This is a genomic window from Agathobaculum massiliense (assembly GCF_900291975.1).
GTDB lineage: Bacteria > Bacillota > Clostridia > Oscillospirales > Butyricicoccaceae > Agathobaculum > Agathobaculum ammoniilyticum.
On record NZ_OMPN01000001.1, the window covers coordinates 1,712,223 to 1,736,582 of the forward strand.

The 24,360-nt window shown below is 57.0% G+C and carries 16 protein-coding genes; 8 read left to right on the forward strand and 8 right to left on the reverse strand.

Going from position 1 to position 24,360, the window contains the following annotated elements; genetic code table 11:
• Positions 1-215 precede the first annotated feature (215 nt).
• The 3 genes from DBQ51_RS08745 (at position 216) to DBQ51_RS08755 (ending at position 5,790) form a co-directional block, all read left to right on the forward strand.
• The gene (locus DBQ51_RS08745) at positions 216-1,586 is read left to right on the forward strand and encodes a Mur ligase family protein (RefSeq protein WP_107631320.1); all 1,371 of its coding nucleotides are present in this window, start codon (positions 216-218) and stop codon (positions 1,584-1,586) included.
• 15 nt (positions 1,587-1,601) lie between these two features.
• Positions 1,602-2,342, forward strand: coding sequence for a type 1 glutamine amidotransferase (locus tag DBQ51_RS08750; RefSeq protein WP_054328568.1), 741 nt, complete (start codon positions 1,602-1,604; stop codon positions 2,340-2,342).
• Between the two features lie 241 nt (positions 2,343-2,583).
• Positions 2,584-5,790, forward strand: a complete 3,207-nt coding sequence (locus DBQ51_RS08755; RefSeq protein WP_107631321.1) for an S-layer homology domain-containing protein — start codon at positions 2,584-2,586, stop codon at positions 5,788-5,790.
• A 47-nt stretch (positions 5,791-5,837) separates the two neighbouring features.
• Here the strand turns inward: DBQ51_RS08755 and DBQ51_RS08760 are convergent, their stop codons facing one another.
• Positions 5,838-6,470 (reverse strand): hypothetical protein, encoded by a 633-nt coding sequence (locus DBQ51_RS08760; RefSeq protein WP_107631322.1) that lies wholly within the window; start codon positions 6,468-6,470, stop codon positions 5,838-5,840.
• A gap of 315 nt (positions 6,471-6,785) precedes the next feature.
• Between DBQ51_RS08760 and DBQ51_RS08770 the strand changes: the two genes are divergently transcribed.
• Positions 6,786-7,394, forward strand: coding sequence for a hypothetical protein (locus DBQ51_RS08770; protein ID WP_107631323.1), 609 nt, complete (start codon positions 6,786-6,788; stop codon positions 7,392-7,394).
• Between the two features lie 67 nt (positions 7,395-7,461).
• On the opposite strand, the gene DBQ51_RS08775 is transcribed toward DBQ51_RS08770, so the two are convergent.
• Both DBQ51_RS08775 and DBQ51_RS08780 read right to left on the reverse strand, forming a co-directional pair.
• Positions 7,462-10,812, reverse strand: a complete 3,351-nt coding sequence (locus DBQ51_RS08775; RefSeq protein ID WP_107631324.1) for an S-layer homology domain-containing protein — start codon at positions 10,810-10,812, stop codon at positions 7,462-7,464.
• A gap of 269 nt (positions 10,813-11,081) precedes the next feature.
• Entirely contained in the window at positions 11,082-13,343 is a 2,262-nt protein-coding gene (locus DBQ51_RS08780; protein WP_054326642.1) for an S-layer homology domain-containing protein, read from the reverse strand.
• 266 nt (positions 13,344-13,609) lie between these two features.
• Between DBQ51_RS08780 and DBQ51_RS08785 the strand changes: the two genes are divergently transcribed.
• The 3 genes from DBQ51_RS08785 to DBQ51_RS08795 all read left to right on the forward strand — a co-directional run bounded on the left by DBQ51_RS08785 (position 13,610) and on the right by DBQ51_RS08795 (position 16,034).
• Complete coding sequence (locus DBQ51_RS08785) at positions 13,610-14,548, forward strand: glycosyltransferase family 2 protein (protein ID WP_054326641.1); 939 nt, start codon at positions 13,610-13,612, stop codon at positions 14,546-14,548.
• Entirely contained in the window at positions 14,545-14,958 is a 414-nt protein-coding gene (locus DBQ51_RS08790; RefSeq protein WP_054326640.1) for a GtrA family protein, read from the forward strand. Before DBQ51_RS08785 ends, DBQ51_RS08790 begins: the two co-directional genes overlap by 4 nt.
• Before the next feature lie 125 nt (positions 14,959-15,083).
• On the forward strand, positions 15,084-16,034 hold the full coding sequence (locus tag DBQ51_RS08795) for an S-layer homology domain-containing protein (RefSeq protein ID WP_107631325.1): 951 nt from the start codon (positions 15,084-15,086) through the stop codon (positions 16,032-16,034).
• Between the two features lie 40 nt (positions 16,035-16,074).
• Here the strand turns inward: DBQ51_RS08795 and DBQ51_RS08800 are convergent, their stop codons facing one another.
• Positions 16,075-17,130: a tyrosine-type recombinase/integrase gene (locus tag DBQ51_RS08800; protein ID WP_082396893.1), complete on the reverse strand. Its 1,056-nt coding sequence runs from the start codon at positions 17,128-17,130 to the stop codon at positions 16,075-16,077.
• A gap of 224 nt (positions 17,131-17,354) precedes the next feature.
• Here DBQ51_RS08800 and DBQ51_RS08805 point away from each other — a divergent pair, with 224 nt between their 5' ends.
• A complete protein-coding gene (locus tag DBQ51_RS08805) occupies positions 17,355-19,928 on the forward strand; it encodes a X2-like carbohydrate binding domain-containing protein (RefSeq protein ID WP_107631326.1) in 2,574 nt (857 codons plus the stop codon).
• Positions 19,929-20,064: 136 nt separating this feature from the next.
• Here DBQ51_RS08805 and DBQ51_RS08810 read toward each other — a convergent pair whose 3' ends face one another.
• The 4 genes from DBQ51_RS08810 to DBQ51_RS08825 are packed head-to-tail and all read right to left on the reverse strand — an operon-like array spanning position 20,065 to position 24,344.
• Positions 20,065-20,895: an MBL fold metallo-hydrolase gene (locus DBQ51_RS08810; RefSeq protein WP_107631327.1), complete on the reverse strand. Its 831-nt coding sequence runs from the start codon at positions 20,893-20,895 to the stop codon at positions 20,065-20,067.
• Positions 20,896-20,920: 25 nt separating this feature from the next.
• Complete coding sequence (locus DBQ51_RS08815; RefSeq protein ID WP_107631328.1) at positions 20,921-21,874, reverse strand: ABC transporter permease; 954 nt, start codon at positions 21,872-21,874, stop codon at positions 20,921-20,923.
• An 11-nt stretch (positions 21,875-21,885) separates the two neighbouring features.
• A complete protein-coding gene (locus DBQ51_RS08820; RefSeq protein WP_054326634.1) occupies positions 21,886-22,833 on the reverse strand; it encodes an ABC transporter permease in 948 nt (315 codons plus the stop codon).
• The gene (locus DBQ51_RS08825) at positions 22,830-24,344 is read right to left on the reverse strand and encodes a sugar ABC transporter ATP-binding protein (RefSeq protein ID WP_107631329.1); all 1,515 of its coding nucleotides are present in this window, start codon (positions 24,342-24,344) and stop codon (positions 22,830-22,832) included. Before DBQ51_RS08825 ends, DBQ51_RS08820 begins: the two co-directional genes overlap by 4 nt.
• Positions 24,345-24,360 lie beyond the last annotated feature (16 nt).

Here is a 24,360-nt window from a genome sequence, read left to right on the forward strand (position 1 = left end):
GTCAAAACTGTCTTAATAAAAAACTTTTCCGTGTTAGGGAAATTTTGGATAATCAATAATAAACAAAACAAACAGCCAAATTCGGCTTCCACGATTCAGAAAAAATTTTGCAATTATTTTGTGCAGAAACACTATTTCTGTTTTCCCCTGCTTGTACAAGGATACAAAATGCGGTATACTTTTATATATCATTTTACAAACAGAAAGGGCAGCTTATGAAGCTCAAAACCAGGATAGCCGTTATAATATGCAAAGTATCCGGTGCGCTGCTGCGCAAAATGGGACGCGGCGGGACCAACCTGCCCGGTAAGCTTGCATTGAAGATTGATAAAAATATTTTGGGAGAGCTATCGCAGAGTGTCAAAGTAACCGTTGTGACCGGCACAAACGGCAAAACCACGACCTCCCGCATGATTGAACAGGCGTTTTCGGATGCAGGATTTCGATATTTTTCCAATAAATCCGGCGCAAATCTGTTGACCGGCATTATTGCGGTATTTGCTCAGTATTGTTCCCTTTCCGGAAAATGTCGGTATACCCATGCGCTGATTGAATGCGACGAGGCCGCGTTCCGGAAAGCAAGCGAATTCCTGCCGGTAGAATGCCTGGTAGTCAATAACATATTTCGGGATCAACTGGATCGGTACGGCGAGATCACCCATACGCTCAACGCTATTCGGGAAGGCATCACGCATATTCCGGACGCTGTGCTGTGCTTGAACGCGGATTGTTCGCTTACCGCCTCGCTGGCTGAAAAGATCCCTAACAGGGTGGTTTGGTTTGGCGTCAATGTGCCGATTTATACGCATGCGGCGCACGAGCTGTCAGACGCCCCCTACTGCATTCACTGCAAAACCGAGTATCAGTATGATTATGTGACATACGGCCATCTGGGGGGGTTCCATTGCCCGAACTGCGGATATGGCAGAAAAACGCCGTCCATAGCGGTCACCCAGATATTGACGGCTGGTGCGGATGCCTCTGATATCGTGCTGGATATCTGCGGACGGGAGTACGACGTACATGTGAATCTGCCGGGCGGCTACAATATTTATAATGCCGCGGCCGCGGCCGCGGCCGCCAGTGTCGCCGGTATTGACGATGAGACGGCCGTCAGCGCATTGGGGCAATTTGAATGCGGCTTTGGCCGCGCAGAGCAGTTTACACTCGGCAAAGCACAGGCACGGATGATGTTGGTCAAAAATCCGGCGGGCTTTAATCAGGTCATCAACCTGATCGCGCATGACGAAGGCAGCTATAAACTGGCGTTTCTTCTGAATGACCGCTTTGCGGACGGAACGGATATCAGCTGGATTTGGGACGTTGATTTTGAGGCGCTGGCGGAACAGCAGGAACGGTTCACCCAGATCCTGGTTTCTGGCGTCCGTGCGGACGATATGGCGCTCCGCTTAAAATATGCCGGCTTCCGGACAGACAGACTGGAGGTCGTGCGGGAGTATGAGACCCTGCTGGATCGCGTGGGCGCGGATGAAACGCCAGCCTTTCTGATGCCGACCTATACGGCAATGTTCGACCTGCGCAATGAGATCAGCCGGCATACGGATATCAAGGCATTTTATGAATAATGGAGGAGACGGGAAATGGAACTGAATATCTGTCATTTATATCCGGATATCCTCAATCTTTACGGCGACCGTGGCAATATCATAACGATGAAAAGGCGCTTGGAAGCACGCGGTATGGCGGCTCATATAGAGGAATGCTCGATCGGGCAGCCTCTGGATATCGAGGCATACGATATCTTTTTTATCGGCGGCGGTCAGGATTTCGAGCAGGAGGTCCTTCTGCGTGATCTGGCGGGCGGCAAGGCGCGGGACATCCGTGCGGCGGTCGAGGATGAGAAGGTGTTTTTGGCGATCTGCGGAGGCTATCAGATGCTGGGTCAGTATTATAAAACCTGGGACGGCAGTCAGATGGATTTTATCGGAGCAATCAATATCCATACCATAGGCGCCAAAGAGCGTATGATCGGCAATTATATGTTCCGCACAACGCCGGAAAGCAGCGGGACGATCGTGGTAGGGTTCGAAAACCATTCGGGTAAAACCTATCTGGGCGAAGATGTCGCGCCGCTGGGCATGGTGCTGAGCGGTTACGGCAACAACGGCGAGGATCAAACCGAAGGGGCGCGTTATAAAAATGTGTTCGCCACCTATTCGCATGGTTCGCTGCTTCCCAAAAATCCGGAGCTGTGTGATTTTATCCTGCAGAAGGCGATACAACGGAAATACGATGTTGTTCAGCCGCTATCCCCGTTGGATGATACGCTGGAAAATAATGCGCATGCATATATGCAGCAGCGCCTCAGCAGAAAAGCATAGAGAGAGTTCGGTGCGGCCTCCCATAAAAGGGAGGCCGTTTTGTATGTTATAGACAAATTTCTTTTCTTACTTTTGGAGGGCTCATTTGTGCCAAACAGGCGCAACCCGCATAGGCGGCTTTTGCGGATAAAAAATAGAGGCTTTTAAAAAAGTTTGTCCATTTAGTTATTTTATACGGAAAATCAAATAACAGAAGGGTTTTTGTTATATAATCCGCCATCAGAAAAAGGTTCTCGCACTGGTGCTGGCGTTCGCATGCGCGTTCACCATGTTTGCCGGTGCGGCGTTCACGGACGAGGCGGACATTAAGGCCACCGACGCCGTGAACATGCTGACGGCGCTGGGCGTAATCGAGGGCGACCCCGATGGCTCCTTCCGTCCGGATGCAACCGTTACCCGTGCGGAAATGGCGAAGATGATCTTCGTTGTCCGCAACAACACCATTGACGACTCGGCTTACGAGAACAACTCCTCTAAGCTGACCGACATCAACAGCCACTGGGCCAAGGGCTACATCAAGTTCTGCGAGTCCCAGGGCATCATCGCCGGCTACGGCGACAACACCTTCAAGCCCGACGCGACCGTAACCGGCGTGGAGGCTGCGAAGATGCTGCTCGTTCTGGCAGGCTACGACGCTGACAAGGCTGGTCTGGTAGGCCACAACTGGTCCACCAACACCCTGAAGTATGCTGGCTCCGCCGGCCTGCTGGACGACGTCAACTCCGGCCTGGAGCAGGGCCTGCCGCGTCAGTACGCCGCGCAGATGATCTACAACACGCTGGACACCAACCGTGTCAAGTGGTCCAACGATTCTCAGTCTTTTGACGACATCCTCAACGGCGGCGTCAAGGAGACCGTTGGTAAGGCTTACATGGGCCTGTCCTCGGATGTCGGTACCCTGATCTCCATCGATCGTGACTCCCTGACCATCAAGCTGGACGAAAGCTACGATTCCGACAACTACCACAAGATCGCCCGATACGACGATGTGACCTTTACCAAGGTTTCTGAGGACTACACCAGCCTGCTGGGCCAGAAGGTCAAGGTCATGTTCAAGGATGAAAAGACCAACAACGTTCTGGGCGTCTATTCCATCTCGGACAACACGGTTTACACCACCCTGATGAATGGCGTTGAAAAGGACGGCGCTAAGATTAAGTTCGGCGGCAAGTCCTACTCGATCGACGGCACCAAGATCGCCACTACCTTTATCAGCGTAGACGGCGCGCAGGCGGAAAAGGCTCAGTCTCTTGACTATTTCGACAAGGGCGCTGCACTCAACGAAAATGAGTCCAACGGCAACCTGTCCACCGACGAGGTAACTTTCGTCGATGCGAACGGCAACGGCAAGATCGATACCGCTATCGTATTCGAGAAGCTGGTCGGCGAAGTGACTTACGTTTCTTCCGATAAGATCACCGCTGGTTCCAAGACCTACAAGTTCGAGGACGAAAACATCGACGAGGACATCGAGCAGGACGACTGGGCGGTTGTTTCCGCGAACCTGTATGAGGACTGCAAGGATGTTGTCAAGGCTGATATCATCAGCACCACACTGGACGGCTCCCGCGACAAGAATGACAAGATCAACGGCGACTACAAGCAGTATAAGCTGGACGGCACCTGGTACAACATTTCCGACGAAAACGCTTCGGATGTTTCCAACGGCGACTCCGTCAAGGCTTATGTTGTCAATGGCGTGATCGTTAAGATCAAGTCCGACGACGGCAAAGGCGGCTTCCCGACCAACGTTGCGGTCGTAGTCAGCAACGGCACGATCAACGGCGATCAGGTCCGTATCCGCTACTTCGACGGCACCTCCAAGCTGGTTACCATCTCCGACAACACCAAGGTCACCCTGGGTTCCAGCTCGGCTGGTAAGGCTTACAAGGTTTCCGGCTCGGATACTTCGATGAAGTTCGAGGCGATCGACACCATCAAGTACAATGGCTACCTCTATGTTGGTACCGGCACGGCCGATCCGAGCAATGATAAGGTAACCGTAAGCACTAAGGACTATACCGTGGATGATTCCGCCGCGGTTATCCTGTATGACGGCAACGGCCGCTCCAAGATGCTGACCGGCAAGCAGTATAACGCGCTGAATACCAATGATTTGGCTACCTCTAAGGAAGCCGGCGCGGTATTCACGAAGGACAAGAACGGTCTCAACCGTGCGATGATGATCACTGTCAAGACCGACGATATGACCATCAGCGGCGAGTCTTTCGACAACTACGCATATGTTGTCACCAACAACGGCCAGAACAAGGACGGCAATGCTTCCTACACGATCTGGACGACTGACAACGAGTATGTTGACGTTATCGAAGAGAACGCGACTGCTCGCGCTAAGGGTACGCTGATCGGCTACTCCGCGATCAACTCCGACAACGTTATCAGCGACGTAAGCGAGGTCGCCAAGATCGCAGATGTTGATACCTCCAAGCAGACTGCGGTTAAGGGTACGGCATCTTTCGGTAATGACGGTACCGTTTACTATGGCGGCAACCAGAGCACGGACACCAAGTTCATCAGCGTTAATAACAAGAAGTTCAACGTAACCGCGGACACCGCTGTCCTGTTCGTTGACTCCGCTGCAGACGAAGATAAGCAGATCGGCGTTGACTTCGTCTACGGCACGTCTGCGATGGCCAAGGCTGAGAAGTACATTGACAGCAACGATCAGACTGCTTACTCCTCCAACGTGATGTTCCAGGTTGACGAAAACGGCAACGATGATGTTGACCTGAAGGTTCTGGTTGTTGATACCACTGGCGCGTTCGACGGCAAGAGCCACGAGAGCGGCGATGACAGCGGCGAAACTCAGGAGAAGGGCGACTACAGCACCAAGTATGCTGAAATCTCTGTTGAGGATAAGGATATCATCACTGGCGCAGGCTCCAAGTACGTTTCTGGCGATAAGGAAGTTCATGTCCAGTTGACGGTCGAAGGCGATTTCGCGGAAGCTACTGCTAAAGCATCTATCGATGTGGATGGATACAAAACCACGCAGAACATTACCCTGAAGCCGGGCAACACTGCTGACATTGTTATTGCTGATGTGGATACTGCTGATGCTAAGGTTTCCGTTAACATTACGGATATCACCTTCACCAAGGTAAACGTGGGTGTAGCGGCGGTAGAGACTGCTAATCTGAAGCAGGACAGTGCCACGGCTACTACTAAGGACATGGCTGTGACCGCTGTGGCGGCCGCGGCAAAAGCGAAAGACGAGACGGTTACCATTACTGTAACGGGCACGAACATCGATAATGGTGGAACGGCTGCTAAGTATGAGTTGACGCTGTCCAACGGCACCAAGCTCCAGAATAAGGCTGGCGGCTCTACAACCGAAATCACTTTTGAGTATACTGTGACAGAAAACGATATCAAGGCAGGCAAGGCGATTACCCTGACTGCTACTGAGATTAAGGATGTTCAGTAATCTTTAAAGGTGGAAAAAACCCCCTCGGAATTTCGAGGGGGTTTTCCCTATTTCAGCGCAACATACCGGAATGGACCATTGGCCGAAAGGTTCATATAGCGGCTTACCTGAAAACCGGTACTTGTGATCGAAACATATGGCGACGCCGCATCCTCCACCGCGATATGTGCCAGTGTTGCGCCGTAACCGGCAATATTGCTCGCGTTGCTCGAGGAAATAATAACCGCTTTCGGCTGAAAGCCGAGAGAAACGGTTTTCGTATTACTATGGCTGTAATCCCCGTCCCAGCTTCCGGCATAACTGCCGCAGTAAATTTCACATTTCTGTGCGGTCAGTGTTTCGTTAGCCGTTAAACGGTCGGCAAGGGCCTTATCCGATTGGACACGCGCTCCCGCTTCATCAGAGAGCGCGGCCTGGGTCGCTTTCGCGTCCAGCTCGGCGGCAAGCTCCTCTGAGAGCATCTCCCGATCGATCGTGTCCCCGAACGTGTCCACCACGATACCCTCCACACGCGCCTCCAGCCGTGAAGCCTCGTCGCAGATTCCGTTCACCGCCTGCCGCAGCTCCTCCGGACTGCTGTCGAATCGCGCTTTCAGCTCGTTTGCCGGCAGGCTCGGCTGGTCGGGCAGGTCTGTGATTTTGTGCTGGAACGCTGTGATTTTATGATCGCTGAATGACATGAAAAACCTCCTTTTGTTTGGGGCGGCCGGAGTTCCCCCTCGCGCGCGTTCCTCTGACCACGCGGGCGCGCGCGTGAGGGGTTCCCCGCCCGCCGTTTGCACCGGCACGGGAAAGTAAGCGTCTACCAGAATAGCAGAAACGGGAAAAAGCGCAAGGGCAAATACTTGCCCTTGCGCTTTCCGTTTTTTGGGCTATTATAACGGTTGCTTACTTTCCCCGCATGAAAAACCAGACGGGGCGGCTCCGCCCCACGCGCGCCCGCGCGCGCTGTCCAAGGAACGCGCGCGGGCGGCACCGACAAAAAGGAGGAAACCATGTCTTTTTCTGACCACAAGATCACGCAATTCACACACAAAATCACCGACCTGCCCGACCAGCCGAGCCTGCCGGCAAACGAGCTGAAAGCGCGGTTCGACAGCAGTCCGGAGGAGCTGCGGCAGGCGGTGAACGGAATCTGCGACGAGGCTTCACGGCTGGAGGCGCGTGTGGAGGGCATCGTGGTGGACACGTTCGGGGACACGATCGATCGGGAGATGCTCTCAGAGGAGCTTGCCGCCGAGCTGGATGAGAAAGCAACCCAGGCCGGACTCGCCGCCGAGCAGCAGGCCCGCGAAGCGCTTTCCGGACGGGTCCGCGCGCTGGAGAACGCGGTGCCGCAGAAAAGCGAGATGTATTTCGGCACCTACACCGGAACCGGCAGCTATCCGCGCACCCTGTCGATCGGGTTCACACCCAAGGCGGTCATTATCGGCCATAAGGACGGCCTGATCGCGGACGAAACCGCGGTTTACAGCACCTTGATGCTGCAAGGCTACAAAACAGATTACTGTGGCATTGTTTCCAACGGTTTTACGCTGTATGAGTACAAATACAGCAAGCTCAACTACAACGGCGCGCAGTTTTACTACATCGCGTTCCGGTAAAAGGAAAAGGGAAAACCCCCGAGGAATCCTCGGGGGTTTTCGTTGCTGCCTTAAAATTGAAACAGATTTAAGACAGAGTAACCACAGGGCTGGTATACACTACAGTCAGCGTAGCGCCATCATCAGATACGGTCGCATCGTCAACCGTCCAGCTGGTAGCAGTTGCACCGGTGTAGTCACCAGCGAACTTAAAGTTAGCCTTAGCAGTGTAGGTCACAGTTACTTCAACAGTGTAGCCAATACCGGTTGTCGTCGGCAACTTATCATAGTTGTAATAAGTGTTGCCATTCAGCTTGTAGCTAACTGCAGCCGTTGCATTAGTAGTATCCGTTGCCGTGAACAAGTCGTTAAAGGATGCAGCGGAATTCCAAGAAGTATTAGTGGTCAGATCCTTAGCAGTAACAGTCGCACCAGAGATCTCGGAAGTTTCAATTGCCTTATTAACAACCGTAATGGTAGCAGAGGCATCGAACTCGTTCTCCGTACCCTTGCCAACCGTAAAGGTCAGGGTAATTACGTCGTCAACCGTTGCAACCGGCACATTGGTCATGGACAGCGTGGTGGAACCGTTTGCCGCAACCTTGGTGCTGGCAGTTAAAGCCATGCCGGTCAAAGAAGTACCCTTGGAGCTGATCGCGTTCTTCAACTCAACTGTAGTGTTCGCCGGAACATTCTTGGTCGTCAGCGTGAGAGAAACAGGCTGCGCGGAAGCATCATACTCCTGGGTCACATTTGCAATCGAGCCGGACCAGGTCGTGGTATCGTAAGTTTCCTTGAGTGCGTCAGCGTACTTGCCGCGGAACTGGTTGTCGCCAGACTCAACGACCAGCACTTCCAGATCGTCGCTGTCCTTGATCAGGTACAGGGCGTTGGCAATGTATCTGTCGCCGCTGGTGATCATCGCGCCGTCCGCATCGTCATACCACTTGGTAGCCTTGCGGATCGAGCCGGTCGAAGAACCAGTCTTCGCGTCGGTATCGATGTAGAATACCACGGTGTCAGCGGTTACGTCGCGCTCGTAATTCTGAACAGCGGAGCCATCCCAGCCAGCGATCTGAACCGTGGTCTGCTTGCTGTTCACATCGGTGATAGCGCCCAGACCGAAGTTGGTCTCGCCCAGCTTGTACAGATGTACGTCGTCGATGTAACGCTTGTCGGCATCCTCACCGTCGAGGGACTTATAGCCGATCAGGGTGTTCTTCTTGCGGTCACCGGTCTTGGCGTTCTTCTCGTAAACCGTTACGGCCTCGTCAGCGCCCTCGAGCAGCACGTTGTAGGAAACCTCGTTCGTGCCGGATTCCTTCGCGTCGGACAGGATGTAGCCGTAGAAGTCGTTGGAAGTGGTGGTTTCGGGCAGCTTGTCGACCTCAACAGCAATCGCCGCAACGCGGGTCAGGCCGTTTACGTCAGCGGTGAAGTAAGCCGCATCGCCCTCATAAGTGACAGCGGAGCTTTCCAGCGCCTTGAGCTGCTTGCCGGTGATGACCTTGGAGTCATTGCCGGTATCCTTGCCGTTATCCTCGAACAGGATAACCTTGGCAGTGTCGTCAATCTTCTTGCCGCCCAGAGCATCAGCCTTAGCGGTGTACGAAGCGGTGCCGACATAGGTGTAATCGCCGTAGTAATCGTCTTCCGTGGACAGACCCTCGAAAGAGTACTCGCCGCCGGAGATGCTGTACTCATACAGCGCGCCGACCTTCAGGGAAGCATACTTGATCGTGCTGTCATCGTCAACGTCAACAACCTTGGTAGTGTCGTTGAAGAACTGCAGCTTGACCTGATTGCCGCCAATGCCGGCATCCTTGTTAACGACCATCGCAATGTCGGTCACATCAGCCAGAGAGCCGTTGCCCGAAGAGCGCTTGATCTTCCATGCAACGCCGTTTACAACAACAGCCTCGACCTCGTCGCCCGCCTTAACGGTGCTGATATCGGTACGGCTGTCCTTGTCGGTTGCGCCATTGTACCACTCGTCGCCGATTTGGTACTCATGATACTTAACGCCAGTACCCTTGTTTGCGTTGTAGTTCTCGGAAGTGCTGTCCTTCTTCAGGCCGTCCAGCTTGCCGGTGATAACGTCAGCCTTGGCAACGCGGGTGCAGTCGTTGTAGCGGTCGTAGGAGATAATCGCCCAGTCGTCCGCCTTGAGGTCGTCGTCGATGTTCTCTTCGTCGAACTCATAGCTCTTGCCGGCAACTACCTTGGAGGAGGTAACAGAGGTGACCTCAGCCGCGGCGTAGTCGGTGATGATAACGGAGTCGAAGCGGCCGTTGCCGTCGGAATCGACGAACTGCATTACCGCAGAGGAGGTATCCCAATCGTCGAACAGCTCTTCAGCCTCAAAGCCGTACTTGCTGTTGGCAGCAGTGTACTTGACACCCGCCTGAGAGGTGAAGCTCTTGGAGGTACTCGAAGAGGCGCCATCCTCACCGGTTACGGCAGTTTCCTTGCCCTCGATGTCAGTGTAGTAAACATCGATGTAGTCATTGCCGTAAGCGTTCTCGATCGAGTAGGACTTGCCGCCGAACTTGACCTTATCGCCATCGGACTCTACTTCAGAAGCGTTAACGGCGTAGGCTTCGTTGTCGGAAACCGCATAAACGCCGAGGACGTTGTTGGTCTTGCCGTCCTTGAACATGACCTTAACCTTCTGGCCCAGCAGGCTGGAGTAATCCTCCTTCACCTTGGTGAAGTTGGTAGCGTACGGATTGCTGCCGGAGTAAACCTTATCGCTCTCCGCCTCGTCGATACCGGTCAGGGTGAGGGAGTCCTTGCTGACAGTAGTCAGGATACCAACAGACTTGGTCAGACCCATGTAAGCGTAGCCAACGGTCTCCTTGTAGCCATTGCCGAGGTTGTCGTCAAAGGAGTCGGAGTCGGTGGACCACTTGACACGGTTGGTGTCCAGCGTGTTGTAGATCATCTGCGCGGCGTACTGACGCGGCAGGCCGGACTCCAGACCGGAGTTGACGTCGTCCAGGATACCGGCGGAACCGGCATACTTCAGGGTGTTGGTGGACCAGTTGTGACCGGTCAGGCCAGCCTTGTCAGCGTCATAACCGGTCAGAACGAGCAGCATCTTCGCAGCTTCCACGCCGGTTACGGTCGCGTCGGGCTTGAAGGTGTTGTCGCCGTAGCCGGCGATGATGCCCTGGGACTCGCAGAACTTGATGTAGCCCTTGGCCCAGTGGCTGTTGATGTCGGTCATCTTCGAAGAGTTGTTCGCGTAGGCCGAATCATCAATGGAGTTGTTGCGGACAACGAAGATCATCTTCGCCATTTCCGCACGGGTAACGGTTGCATCCGGACGGAAGGAGCCATCGGGGTCGCCCTCGATTACGCCCAGCGCCGTCAGCATGTTCACGGCGTCGGTGGCCTTAATGTCCGCCTCGTCCGTGAACGCCGCACCGGCAAACATGGTGAACGCGCATGCGAACGCCAGTACCAGTGCGAGAACCTTTTTCTGATGGCGGGCCTGTTCCTGATTTTCCCCTTAATCGCCCCGTTTTCGGCCAAATATCTTCTATTTTGCAACAAATCGAAAAAAACGCTTTTTCGCCGTTCCCCTGAAAACAGGAAAAGCTTTTTTCTCCTCCTCCCGCAGTTTCCGGCCGCTTTTTTACAAAAAGACAGCCCTCCTGCCGCGTCAGTATCCACGGCAGAAAGGCTGCTTTATTCACCTTTTATTCAGAGCATCGTCAGCAGCTTGGCAAATTCCGCGCGGGTAAAATTACCCGCCGGCTGCAGCGTACCGTCCGCATAGCCCTTGACCAGTCCCTTTTGCATGCACAACGCCACGGCGGCACGGTACTCCGGTGTGATCGTCTCCTGGTCGGAAATGGACGACAGGAGCTCGTCCGTTTCCGCCTCGTCCGGCAGCGCGCTACCTTTACCGACAAGCAGGTTCGCGAACACCTGCATGGCCTCCTCTCGGCTGATCAGGGCGGTAAAGTCAAGCTCCAGACCATCCAGCAGGCCTGCGGCCTGCATCGCGCTGACATCCTTTGCATACCAAGCGTCCGCGCTGACGCCCTCCAGCACCGTATCCGGCGTCTCGAGCGCCGCGCTCCGCGCGATGGTCGCACACAGCTCTGCGCCTGTGAGCAGGTCGTCCGGCCGGAACAGCCCGTCCGCGTCGCCCTGCATAACGCCGTCCTGCTTGACCTGCTGAATATACTCCGCGGCCCAATGGCTGTTGGGAACGTCACGGAAGCCGGTCAGGCTGGTCTCGCGAATAAACGGCGTTTTCAGCGCCTGGTAGCATTCGCCCGACTGATCGACCGCCTCCTGCAGCTGCTCGAATGTGAGCAGGTAACTCTCGGTATAGGCGCGGCGCGTTTCGCTCTCATATTCATTATAATAATAGGTCACGCCCTTTGTGCTCATGCGCGGGAAGCTGTACAGGTAAAACGCGTGCGTATCCGGCAGGAGCGCCTTGACCGTTTCCACATAGCCGCTCGAAAGAAGATCGTTCAGCCCATACTGCTCGCCCGTGCGGATATCAAACGCCAGGTTATTGTTCCAGACTGACGAGCCCGCGCCCTTTCCGCTGACGCAGTTCGCCCAAACCACCAGCACGGAACCCTCCAGCGACGCGCCGTAACCGCCTTCGAGCGCCTCATACTCCGCCGACACTGAGGGGCCTTCCAGGAAAAATTTGCGGATGGCCTCATTGATCTTCTTCTGCACATCGGCATCCGGCAGACCGGAGATCTCCGGAAAATCCACGTTCCAGCCATATTCGCTCCCATCCGCCTGATAGCCGAAAAAGCGCTCGTAATGCACGGTGGTCGCCGTGATGCCCTTGCCGAGATCGAACGAGGTCGGCTGCTCGAACAGCGTCCGCCCGTCGGAAAGGTTAACATACTTCTGCTTTCCGTCCTGCGTGACGCGCACCACGTTCTCGCTGAGCAGCGTCGGATTTTCCGCATTCTTCAGGCTGGCGAAATAGCCGCCGTTCTTTTTGAAAAAGATCAGGCTCCCGTCCGAGGTCCCGTGCCATGCCAGGCCGTAGCGCAGCTCGTCAAAGCCGCCGACATAGCTAAGCGTGCGGTAGGCGATGTTGCCGTTGGCGTCCACCGCCGCGGCCGAGCCGTCCTCGCTACGCGCCGCGTACAGCCCGTCCCCCATATAGGACAGGTAATAGTAGGTCGGCGGGGTGAGCAGCTTGCCTGTGGTGTCCATCAGCCCCCAACGGTTGGCCTGGCGGACCATGGCGACGCCACCGTGGAATTCCGAGATCGTGTTATACAGGAAATCCGTGATATAGCTGCCGCTTTCCAGAGAATACAGCGCCTGATTGGTCCCGTCGGAAAGCACAACCGTATCTGTGCCGAAAATGGTCATATAGGACGGGGTGATATGATGCTCCAGCGTGTAAAGGGTCTGCCCCTGCGTGTCGATGGCAAGGTAGGCGCCATCGGTCGTGCGCACCAGCGCGCGGCCGTTCAGGAAAACGCCTGCGTCGCTGTATTCCCCTTCAAAGGCCGCCGTACCATCCTGCCTGACGTAGGAATACAGGCCGGAGGCCGGGCTTTTGCAGAGCAGCAGGCCATCCGAAAAGAAATCCAGCGCGCCCGCGTAGGAGCCGACCAGCTCCCCCTGCAGGGTGTAGTAGACGCTGTGGTCGGCGTAGCGGTACGCCACCATATCTTCGGAAAAATCGACCGACACCGGCGACGCGGTATAAGGGATAACCAGTCTCCCCTCCCGATCGATCACCGCGGTCTGCCACTTTTCATCCTCGACCGCGGCCAGGCCGCAGTCCGCGAACTCGCCCGCCTGCGCATAGGCGAACGAGAGTACGGTCCTGCCCTCTTCGTCCAGATAGCCGGATCGGCTCACGCCGTCGATATCCGTGCGGGTCACGGGGAAGATCGTGCCCGCCGCCGCGGCTCCTATCACCATGATACACGCCACAAACAGGGCGGAAATTGTTTTTTTGAGCATAGTCATTTCCATCCTTGGATATTATCGTAATTAAATTATAGCGTTTCCTCCCATTTCTCACAATAGCAGGCGGAAAAGTGTAACAATCGTGACATAAGCGGGTATAATGTTACAGGTTTGTTGCAATGCGGCCGTTTTTTCTTTACATCGATATGGCAAGGGATTAAAATAATTCCAGAGTATAAGGCTCCACTGCCCCATCCGCGCGGTCTTTCGCGGCTCCAACGTAGTGCCTGCCTTTGACCGCTTCAGAGAGGAGAAAAGCCATGCCCATAATCTCGATCGTGGTCCCCTGCTATAACGAGGAGGAGGCGCTGCCCCTGTTCTATCAGGAGGCAACCCGTGTTGCCGGGGAAATGTCAGGGATCGATTTTGAATTCGTATTCATCGACGACGGTTCGCGCGATAATACCCTGTCCGTGCTGCGCCGCCTTGCCGCGGCGGACAGACGCGTGCGGTTCGTATCGTTTTCACGCAATTTCGGTAAGGAGGCCGGCATGCTCGCCGGTCTGGAGGCCGCGACGGGCGATTACGTCGCCCTGATGGACGCGGACCTGCAGGACCCGCCCGCCCTGCTGCCCGAGCTGTATCGCGCGGTCACCGAGGAGGGCTACGACTGCGCCGCCACCCGCCGCACCACCCGCGCAGGCGAGCCTCCCATCCGGTCGTTTTTCGCGCGCCTGTTTTACCGGCTGATCCATAAAATATCCGACGCGGACATCGTGGACGGCGCGCGCGATTACCGCCTGATGCGGCGCGCCGTGGTGGACGCGATCCTGTCCATGCGCGAGTACAACCGTTTTTCCAAGGGAATATTCGGCTGGGTGGGCTTCCGCACCAAATGGATCCCGTTCGTCAACGTCGAGCGTGTGGCCGGCGAAACCAAGTGGTCGTTCTGGAAGCTGTTCCGCTATTCGCTGGAGGGGATCGTGGCTTTCTCGACCGTGCCGCTCGCGCTCGCATCCGTGCTGGGCGTGCTGCTGTGCCTGATCGCGTTCGTGTTCATCCTGGTGGTGCTGGTCAAGACGCTGGCGTTCGGCGATCCGGTCGGCGGCTGGCCGAGCATGATATGTGTCATTCTGTTCCTCGGCGGCGTGCAGCTTCTGTGCATCGGCATCCTCGGTCAGTACCTCTCCAAAACCTATCTGGAAACCAAGCGACGGCCGATCTATCTGGTGCGCGAAACGGAGGAAGGCATCAAATGAGCAGGCTGTCCGGCATTATTGACCAAAAGCTCGCCAGATTCCTGATTGTGGGCGTGGTCAACACGCTGGTCGGCACGGCGATCATGTTCGGGCTGTACAACCTTGCCCACTGCTCCTACTGGGTGTCAAGCGCGGCCAATTACCTGCTGACCAGCATCCTGAGCTTTTTCCTCAATAAATACTTTACCTTCCAGAGCAGCGAAAGGAGCGCGGGGGAGATCGTCCGCTTCGCGCTCAACATCGCGGCATGCTATCTTTTGGCCTACGGCATCGCCAAGCCGCTGTGCCGCGCACTCCTGTCCGGCGTGGCCGCGGGCGTGCGGGACAACGTCTCCATGTTCGCGGGCATGTGCCTGTTTACCGGCTTCAACTACCTTGGGCAGCGGTTTTTTGCGTTCCGCGGGAAATAAGCTTGCAATCCGGCCCGTATTGTGCTACCTTTTTTATAAAGGAGGTCCGCCACGGCGGGCATACCGGTTTCATCCAGAGAGGGAGCCGGAAAGGCCCTTCTCTGAGAAAAAGAGGAGGGTTTTTTGTGAAAAAATGTTTGCTTTCCCTGATTCTGGCCGTGTCTCTGTGCATGGGGTTAACCGTTCCGGCGTTTGCCGCACAGGCTGGGGACACCACGCTGACCGATATCCACGGCTGGCAGTACACGCTGTCCCAGCCGATCATCGGCACGGAAACCATGCAGGACGTTATTGGGGGAGACGAGTTTACCGTGCTTCTCGTTCCTGCCGGCACGGTGCTGACGGTGGATGCGCCGCGCGGCTTCTGTGTCAGCACCTATGATGCAACAAGGGGCTGGATCACCACATTTGATCTCCACATCAATACGCTTGCGCTGGAAACCGGCAAGACAGTGATGTGTGTCCAGGACAACGGCGGTGCGTATGCCGGCGAGCAGCGAACCGCTTTCCGCGCCGTGGAGCAGGGCGGCTCCACGACCCAGCCCGCACAGGACACGGAAACCGATACCGGCTTTTCCGACGTAAAGAGCGGCGCCTACTACGCGGACGCAGTTGCCTGGGCTGTTGAGCAGGGCATCACCACCGGCACCAGCGACACCACCTTCTCGCCCGAGGAGCTTTGCACCCGCGGCCAGATCATCACTTTCCTGTGGCGCGCGGCGGGTTCGCCCGAACCGGAAAGCATGGCGGGATATTTTGCCGACGTTTCGAAGGACAGCTATTATTTCAAGGCTACGCAGTGGGCAAATGAGCAGGATATGACCACCGGAATCGGCTTTGATCCGGACTATTCCTGCACCCGCGCGGATGCGGTGGACTTCATGTGGAAAATGGACGGCAAGCCGGAATCGGCCGCGCCCGCCGCTTTCACCGACGTTCCGGACTACTATACGGACGCGGTGGCTTGGGCGGTTGAGCAGGGCGTCACCACCGGCACCAGCGATACCACATTCTCCCCGTCCGATACCTGCACCCGAGGCCAGATCGTCACCTTCCTGTACCGCGCATTCGCATAAAGCAAACGTAAAAAGCGGCCATAAGGCCGCTTTTTACGCTTTACTGCAGCACGATCGCGGGCGTCGCGCCCTTGGCGATCGAGATCTTCTCCACATAGGGAACATGCGCGTAAACGTTCGCCGTGGTCGCGATATCCGCGTGGCCCAGCCATTCCTGGATCTGCTTGAGCGAAAAGCCCTGCTGGAGCAGGATGGTCGCAACCGAATGGCGCAGGTCGTGGAAGCGGATGCGCGGCAGCGCCGCCTTACGGCATACCCGCTCGAATTCGCGCGAAATATAGTCCGGCCGGAGGGGCGAACCGTCCTCATGGCAGCAGACATAGTCGGTCTTGCAGTATTTTTTGCCGTACCGCTTGCGGTTTTCGTTCTGGCGGCGGCGCAGGTCGCTCAGATAGCGCTTGAGTGAGTCGGAAAGCGGCAGGGTGCGGTAGCTGGACTTGGTCTTGACGCTGTCCGCGTAAATGACCCGCCCGCCCGACTGCACCGCCGTATGGTTGATGACCATGGTGCGGGCGCGCAGGTCGATCGCGCTCCAGCGCAGGCCCGCGCATTCGCTGCGGCGCAGGCCGTAGGTGGCCGCCAGCACGAACGCCGCCTCGGCCGGCGAGTGCAGCGCTGCGGCCAGGAATACGTTGATCTGCGTGCGGTTGTACACCTGCCCACGGTATTTGTAGCGCTTGGGCAGCATCACGTTGTCCGACGGGTTGAGCGGGATGATCTGCAGCGCGACCGCGTATTTCAGGCACTTGTGCATGATGGAGTGGAATTTGACGATCGAGGTCGGCGATAGGCCCTGCGAAAACTTCAGGTTGACAAAGTCCTGGAAATCCATCGGCCGCGCGGTGGCGAGCGTGGTGCCGCGCGCGGTGAAGAACGGCCGGATGTGCTTTTCAAACGCGTAGCGGTAGCCGTCCATCGTGTTTTCGCGGACCTGCGTTTTCATCTGGTCGAGCCACTGGTCCATAAAATCCACGAAAGAGGTTTTGGCCTCCTCCGAATAGCGCAGCCGCATCAGGTCCTCTGGACGCAGCATGAAGTGGATGTAACCGTCCTCCTCATAAATATGCGGCATACCCATAACAGGTGACATGTCCATCTTGATAAATCCCCTTTCCGCTTTTTTGATTGGATTTTATTTTATCACAAAAATTCGTATTTCGTCGAATTTTGTCGGTTTATTATGGATTAAGGGGCAGATGCTTCCATTTATGTATGATTTTTACATTGTTTAGGGTTCGGCCGCGTTTTCAAAAAATAACAGTACACAAACATTTCTTTTAATGGTAAAATAGGAATAACAATACCGAAGAGGTGATCGCTGTGAAAAGACTGATATCCGCAGTGCTGGCGGCCGCCATGCTGCTGTGCATGCTGCCGGCCGCGCTTGCTGCGTCCGATATCGAAAACCACTGGGCAAAAACCTATCTGACCGAGCTGCACGAGCTGGAGATCATCAACCCGTCCTCGTCCGGCCAGTACACGCCGGACCAGCCGATCGCCCGCTGGGAATTCATGCGCTATATCAACCGAGCGTTTGACTTCACCGAAAAAGCGTCCATCAGCTTTACCGACGTACCCTCCGGCTCCGCTTATTACGACATCGTCGCCACCGCTGTCTATTACGGCTATATCAACGGCGTGGGCAACAACAAAATGGACCCGCAGGGTACGCTTACGCGCGAGCAGGCCGCAACCATCCTGGGCCGCCTGCACAAGTATACGCCGGACGCCGATCCGGACGACATGACGTTTTCGGACAAATCCGCGGTGAGCAGCTATGCCCGCGCATACGTCGCCGAGGCGGTCGCGCTCAAGTACATCAACGGCTATCCCAACGGCACCTTTAAGCCGCAGGGTACCATCACCCGCGGCGAGATCGCCAAGATCCTATATTATTTTCTCGGCACCTCCCTGCATAAGGAGGGCGGCAGCTACACTGGCGCGGATCTGGACAGCGTTACCGACAACGTCTCCATCACCCGGCCCTGCACCCTGTCCAACGCAACCATCGACGGCAACCTCTATATCACCGAGGGGGTTGGTGCCGGAAGCGTGACCCTGCAGAATGTCACGGTGGAGGGCAGGATCATCGTCTCCGGCGGCTCGGTCGTGCTGAACGGCGTGTCCGCGCTCGACCTGACCGTTTCCAGCCCCTGCGACCAGACGCTCTCCGTCACCTGCTCGGGCAACACCAGCATCGCGCATACTGAGGTGCAGTCGGACGCCATGCTGTATGAAAGCGGCCTGGGCATCAGCGCAGGCGGCCTCTCCGATCTGGACGTCAACGGCGAAAACCTTTCGCTGACGCTGGACGCCGCACTCTGGGACGTCAACGTCAAGCAGGCCTGCACCATCCTCACGACCGGCAGCACCACGATCGACAGCCTGACCGCGGACGGCAAGGTCACGCTCACCGGCGGCGGCTCGGTACAGAAGGCCGCGCTCAACGTCAGCGGGTGCGACCTGGTGATGGAGCCCTCCACTGTCGAGCTGGCCAGCGGCGTGACCGCGACCATCGCCGGAGAGAGCGTGCAGTCCTCCAACAGCATTTCCATCTCCCCCGCCGCGCTGACGTTCGACGCCGGCAACGCGGATTCCATCGCCCATTCCTATGACTTTACCTTCAACGCGGATAAGGACGACCTGGTCCGCATCACCGTGGATGGCGACACGCTCACGCTCGGCGAGGATTACAACCTGCTGACCGATAAAAACGGCATCCGCATTTACAAGACCTATCTCACCACGCTCGAGGCCGGCACCTATACGGCCAAGCTCACGTTCTCGGACCGCTCGACCGCCGCGCTCACTATCATCACGAGCAATTCCGGCCAGATGGCGGTCAGCCCTTCGCAAATCACGTTTGACAAATACGAGGAATCCGCGGGCTACGCCAATGTGCCGCTCACGGTCTCCACACCGGCCGGCGTGACGCTCAGCAGCATCAAGCTCGGCAGCACAGTACTCGAACGCGGCACGGACTACACCTACAACACCTCCACCGGCCAGGTGGTGCTGATGGCCGAAACGCTCGCCAAAAAGAGCAAGGGTTCGTACACCATCAGCTTCGTACCCAGCAAGGGTTCGACCACCACCTGCTCTCTGACCATCACGGACTCCAAGCCGGTCAACAAGATCGCGCCGGAGGAGGTCGATTTTGACGCGAACACCAGCTCCGGCGGCTACCGCGATATCGCCGTCACCCTGACGCCCGCCAACGGCGCGGAGCTGCGCAGGATCCGCTGCAATAACAAGGAGCTGGAGGAGGACTGGCAGTATAAGGTCAGCGGCAACCAGGTCACGCTGAACAAATCCGCGATTTCCGAATTTGCGGAAAAGGGCGCGTCCTATGCGGATTTCACCTTCGTCATGTCGAACGGCCAGAACCCCACGCTCCGCGTCAACTATGTCACCACCTATGCGCTGACCGCGAGCGTCGTGGACGACCTCGGCCTGCCGATCGAGGGCGCGTCCGTCACCTTTACGCCTGCGGACTCCGCCACCGGCACGGCCACCCAGACCGCCACCACAGACGAGGACGGCAAAGCCACCGTATACGTCAAGCGCGGCTCCTATACGCTGACCGCGGCGCATGAGCGCTTTACCGAATCGATCTCGCAGACAACGAGCGTATCCTCCTCCCGCACGGTCAAGATGACCGGCGAGATACTGGAAAACGTGCAGGTTGTCGTCACCAACAAATACGGCGCCATGCTGTCGGGCGCGGTCGTTTCGATCGGCGGCAAGGCGGCCACCACCGGCGCGGACGGCGTTGCCTCGTTCAGCCTCCGCCGCGACAATTATGTCATCCAGGTCTCCTGCAGCGGCTATACCACAACGACCAAACCCATCACAGTCACCGGCAGTATCCGCACACAGGTGCAGCTTGAGTGACGGCTATACCGGAACAACAACGCCGCCCGGCGCAGGCTGGGCGGCGTTTGTTATTTCCCAAAACGAAAGGCCGGTTTATCCGGCCTTTCGTTTGTCCTGACAAGGGACTGGTATAAAGAGAAGAAAAGAAGTTCGTTTACCGGTAAAATGATGGGAAATGGCGGTAGCTGCGGTCCTCCTCCAGATCATGCGAAAAAATCAGCTTAGCCTGGTATTCCCGCTCGAGCCTGCGCAGGCGTCTGACGCTTTTTTCATAGCCCAGACTGTCGTACAGGATGGTGGTCGGCCTGGTCGGCGGGCCGTAATTGAGGCGGCAGGAGCAGGCGTCGTTCGGAAACAGGTAGTTCCCGTTTTCCGCCTCCAACAGCAGCACCGCAACCGCCGGCGTGTGTCCGGACATCAGGAACAGCCGGACGCCTGGGAACAGCTCGACGTCCTCCTCAAGCAGGTGATAGGTAATCCCGCCCGCGGTGACGACGCTGCGCCAATAGGGGGAGGTGGTCTTCCGCTCCTCGTCATTGGTCAGTGCTGAGAGGCAGGCATACGCAAAATCCTCTCGGGGTACATACACGTTCTGCGCTGCTTTGGTACCCTTGAAAAACTTGATGCCGCCTGCGTGGTCATAATGCATATGGGACAAAATAATACAGGAAATATCCGAAAGCTCGATGCCGTGCCTGGGTAATATCCGATCGACATAATCCTCCCGTTCCATGCGGGGCTGGAAATATTCCTTCCAGTAATCCGGACGGGGGATGCCGTCTTCCCCGTCTGGGAAATCGCCAACATCATACAGGATATAGCCAGCCTCCGGATGGCGGATCAGGATAAACGACGCGGGAAACTCGGAGAACACGCTCTCCGTCCGCGGCTGGTGCGCGGTCGCCGGATTGGGTACCGCCACGTTAAAGGCCGGATCGTTCCAGATCGACCCATACCGGATGATGGCAAATTCAAGTCCTTTCATTTGTTTTGCTCCTTTATGCAGGGGGTTAGTCGTCTTTCTTCATTCCGCTGAGCAGCAGGCCCACCAGGATGATTACACCTTGGATGATATTCTGGTCCCCTGCGTCCATGTTGAGTACCGCGATCAGGCTGGACATGACCACCATGAACAGGCTGGCGAGTATGGTGCCGAAAATGCTGCCCTTGCCGCCGGTGAACGCCGCGCCGCCGAGCAGCGCGACCGCGATCGAGCGCGTCTGGTAGTCCTCGCCGAGCTGCAGGCTGGCGGTGCCGATATAGGCGGATATCTGCAGCCCTGCAAGCGCGGCAAACAGGCCGCAGAGCACATAGCAGGTCAATTGTATCCGCACTGGATCAACGCCCGACTGGTACACTGCCATTGGATTGACGCCGGTCGCCATGATATACCGTCCGATCGGCAGGAAACGCATGACCAGTATCACCACCGCCGCTATCACCAGCCAGACGATTGCGGCCATCGGTATCTTTCCGGCAAAGCCGGTACCCAGAAAACGGAAGTTATCCGGAATCGAGCCTTTCGGCGAGCCGCCGCTGTACAGCAGCGTCACGCCCAGCAGCAGCGTGCTCATGCCCAATGTAACCACAAAGCTCGGCATATGCATGACCGCGCACAGGAAGCCGTTGACCAGACCCACCACCATGCCGATGCACAGGCATAACAGCGCGACCGGCACGGCGCGGGACGGGTCGTTCATCATCATCTGCGCGGCAACCACGTCGATCAGCACCATGACTGCCGCGACCGACAGATCCAGCCCGCCGATCATCATAACGATGGTCTGGCCGATCGCGACCAGGATCATCGGCGCCGCCTGTCGGGTAAAGTCAAGCAGGTGCGCCGGCTTGACCGAGTTCGGGGACACAAAGCCCAGTATCACCACCAGCAGGAGCAGGCCCCAGAAAATGATGGGAACGTTCAGCCTGGCAAAGCGGTCTTTCCATTTTATGCTTTTTTCCATTTGCACCGCCCTCACCCTTTCTGCTTATCCTTGATTGAGAATACCAGCACCGTGACCAGCAGGATTAAGCCCTTGAAAACATACTGATAATACGAGCTGACGCCGACCATGTTCAGGATATTGCTGATTCCGGTCAGGATAAAGGTCGAGGCCAACAGGCCCACGATATTGCCCTGGCCCCCGAACAGGCTCACGCCGCCCAGTACGCACACGGTCACGGAATCCATACTGTAGGTCTCGCCCAGCGTGGCGTCGCCCGAGCCCATGCGCGCGGCGACGCAAATGCCGCCCACCGCCGCCAGGACCGAGCACAGGATATGCGCCTGCATGCGCACCCGCCCGACCGGTATGCCGGAAAGTGCGGCGGTCGTCGGGTTGCCACCGACCGCATACAGATTCCGTCCCAGACGGCGGCTGCCCAGCAGCCAGACCAGCAGCGCGCCGGCCACCGCCCACAGCAGCACCGCGTGCGGGAAAATGCCGATCCGCCCGAACAGCAGATCCATGAATTCATAGGGGATCGACCCGCCCGGTACGGGCCGGATTTTGAGCGCGACGCCGTTGACGATGCACATGGTGGACAGCGTCATGATAAACGGCGGGATGCGCAGGCGCACGATGCCGAAGCCGTTGAACACACCGACCAGCGCGCCCGCGGCCAGCGTAAGGAGGATATTGAGCAGGATACCCGCCGCGCCGCCGGACAGCTCCAGCGACATGATCGCGGTAGACATGCTGACCACCGCGCCGACCGACAGGTCAATGCCCGCCAGCAGTATGGTCAGCACCTGGCCGAGCGCCACGATGCCAAGCCCCACCGCCTGCTCCATGATGTTGCCGAGGTTGATTCCGGTCAGGAAGCGCGGAGAGGATACCGCGCCCACCACCGCAACGGCCAGCAGGATCGCGTAAACGATAAACAGATTGTCATGCCTTTTGATAAACGCACGCAGATTCATACCGCCGCCTCCTTCGCCACGCCCGTCGCAAGGCGCATCACGCTTTCCTCGGTCGCGTCCGCCGCTGCAAGCTCGCCGCTGATGCCGCCGCCGTAAACAACCAGGATGCGGTCGCTGACATTGAGCACCTCCATCAGGTCGCTTGATACCATCACGACTGCGACCTGTTCCTCGCGCGCCAGCTTTTTGAGCAGCGTATAAATCTCGATCTTTGCCGCCACGTCGATGCCGCGCGTGGGCTCATGCACCAAAAGGACCTTGGGTGCGGGCGACAGGCATTTCCCGAGCAATACCTTCTGCTGGTTGCCGCCGGACAGCTTTCGCACCAGCTTGGCCGAGCTTTCCGCCTTAATGTTCATCAGCTCCATGTAGCGCTGCGTTTCCTGCCGTTCCGCCTGCACGGTGAGGAACGGTCCGGTCTTCAGCCTGCGGAATACCGGCAGGCTGATGTTGCGATAGATCGGCAGGTCCAGGCACAAGCCCTCGTTCTTCCGGTCATCGGTCAGGAAGGTGACGCCGTGCGCCATCGCCTCCCTGGTGCTGCGGATACGGACCTCCTGCCCGTCAATAAAGATTTTCCCCGCGGCCAGCCGGTGCAGCCCAAACAGCGCACGCAGCAGCTCCCGCTGTCCCTGTCCCTCCAGTCCGGTCACGCCGAGTATCTCTCCCGCGCGGACGGAAAAACTTGCCGGCCCCTTGCCGGGCGCAATCACCAGGCCTTCGGCCTGCAGCCGTACCTCTCCCGCCGCCTCGTCGCGCGGCGGGAAAATATTATCCAGCTTGCGGCCGACCATCAGGCTAACCACCTCGTCCTTTGTCGTCTCCTCCGTGCGCAGGGTCGCGGCCATAACACCGTCCTTGAGCACGGTAATACGGTCCGAGATATCAAACACCTCGTTTAGGCGGTGGGATATGTAAATGATCGTCCGTCCTTCGTCCCGCAGCCGACGCATGGCCGCGAACAGCGAGCTTACCTCTACCGGCGTGAGCGCCGCGGTCGGCTCGTCCATAATGATGATCTGGGTATCCAGCTCGATCGCTTTCATGATCTCGACCATCTGCTGCTGCGCCACCGTCAGGCTGCACACCGGCGCATCCGGTTCCAGTTCCATGCGCATCATGCGGGACAGCTCCTCTGTACGCCGCCGCATGGCTGGAAAATCAAGGTTCCCACCCTTTTTCCGCAGTTGACGCCCTAAAAAGATATTTTCCGCGATGCTCATGTGCGGCACCAGATTAAATTCCTGATGGATGATGCTGACGCCCGCCTGCTGCGCCTGCAGCGTGCCGGTGAATTTGACCGGCTTGCCGTTCAGGTACAGCTCGCCCGACGTCGGCTGGTAGACGCCGGAAAAAATACGCATCAGCGTGGATTTTCCGGCGCCGTTTTCCCCAACGAGGGTATGGATCTCGCCGGACGTACAGCTAAAGTTTACATGATCAAGCACCAGGTTATCGTAAAACGATTTGCAGATGTCCTTAGCTTCGAGAACCGTCTGTCGCAAATCCATTCCCTCTCTTCCTGTC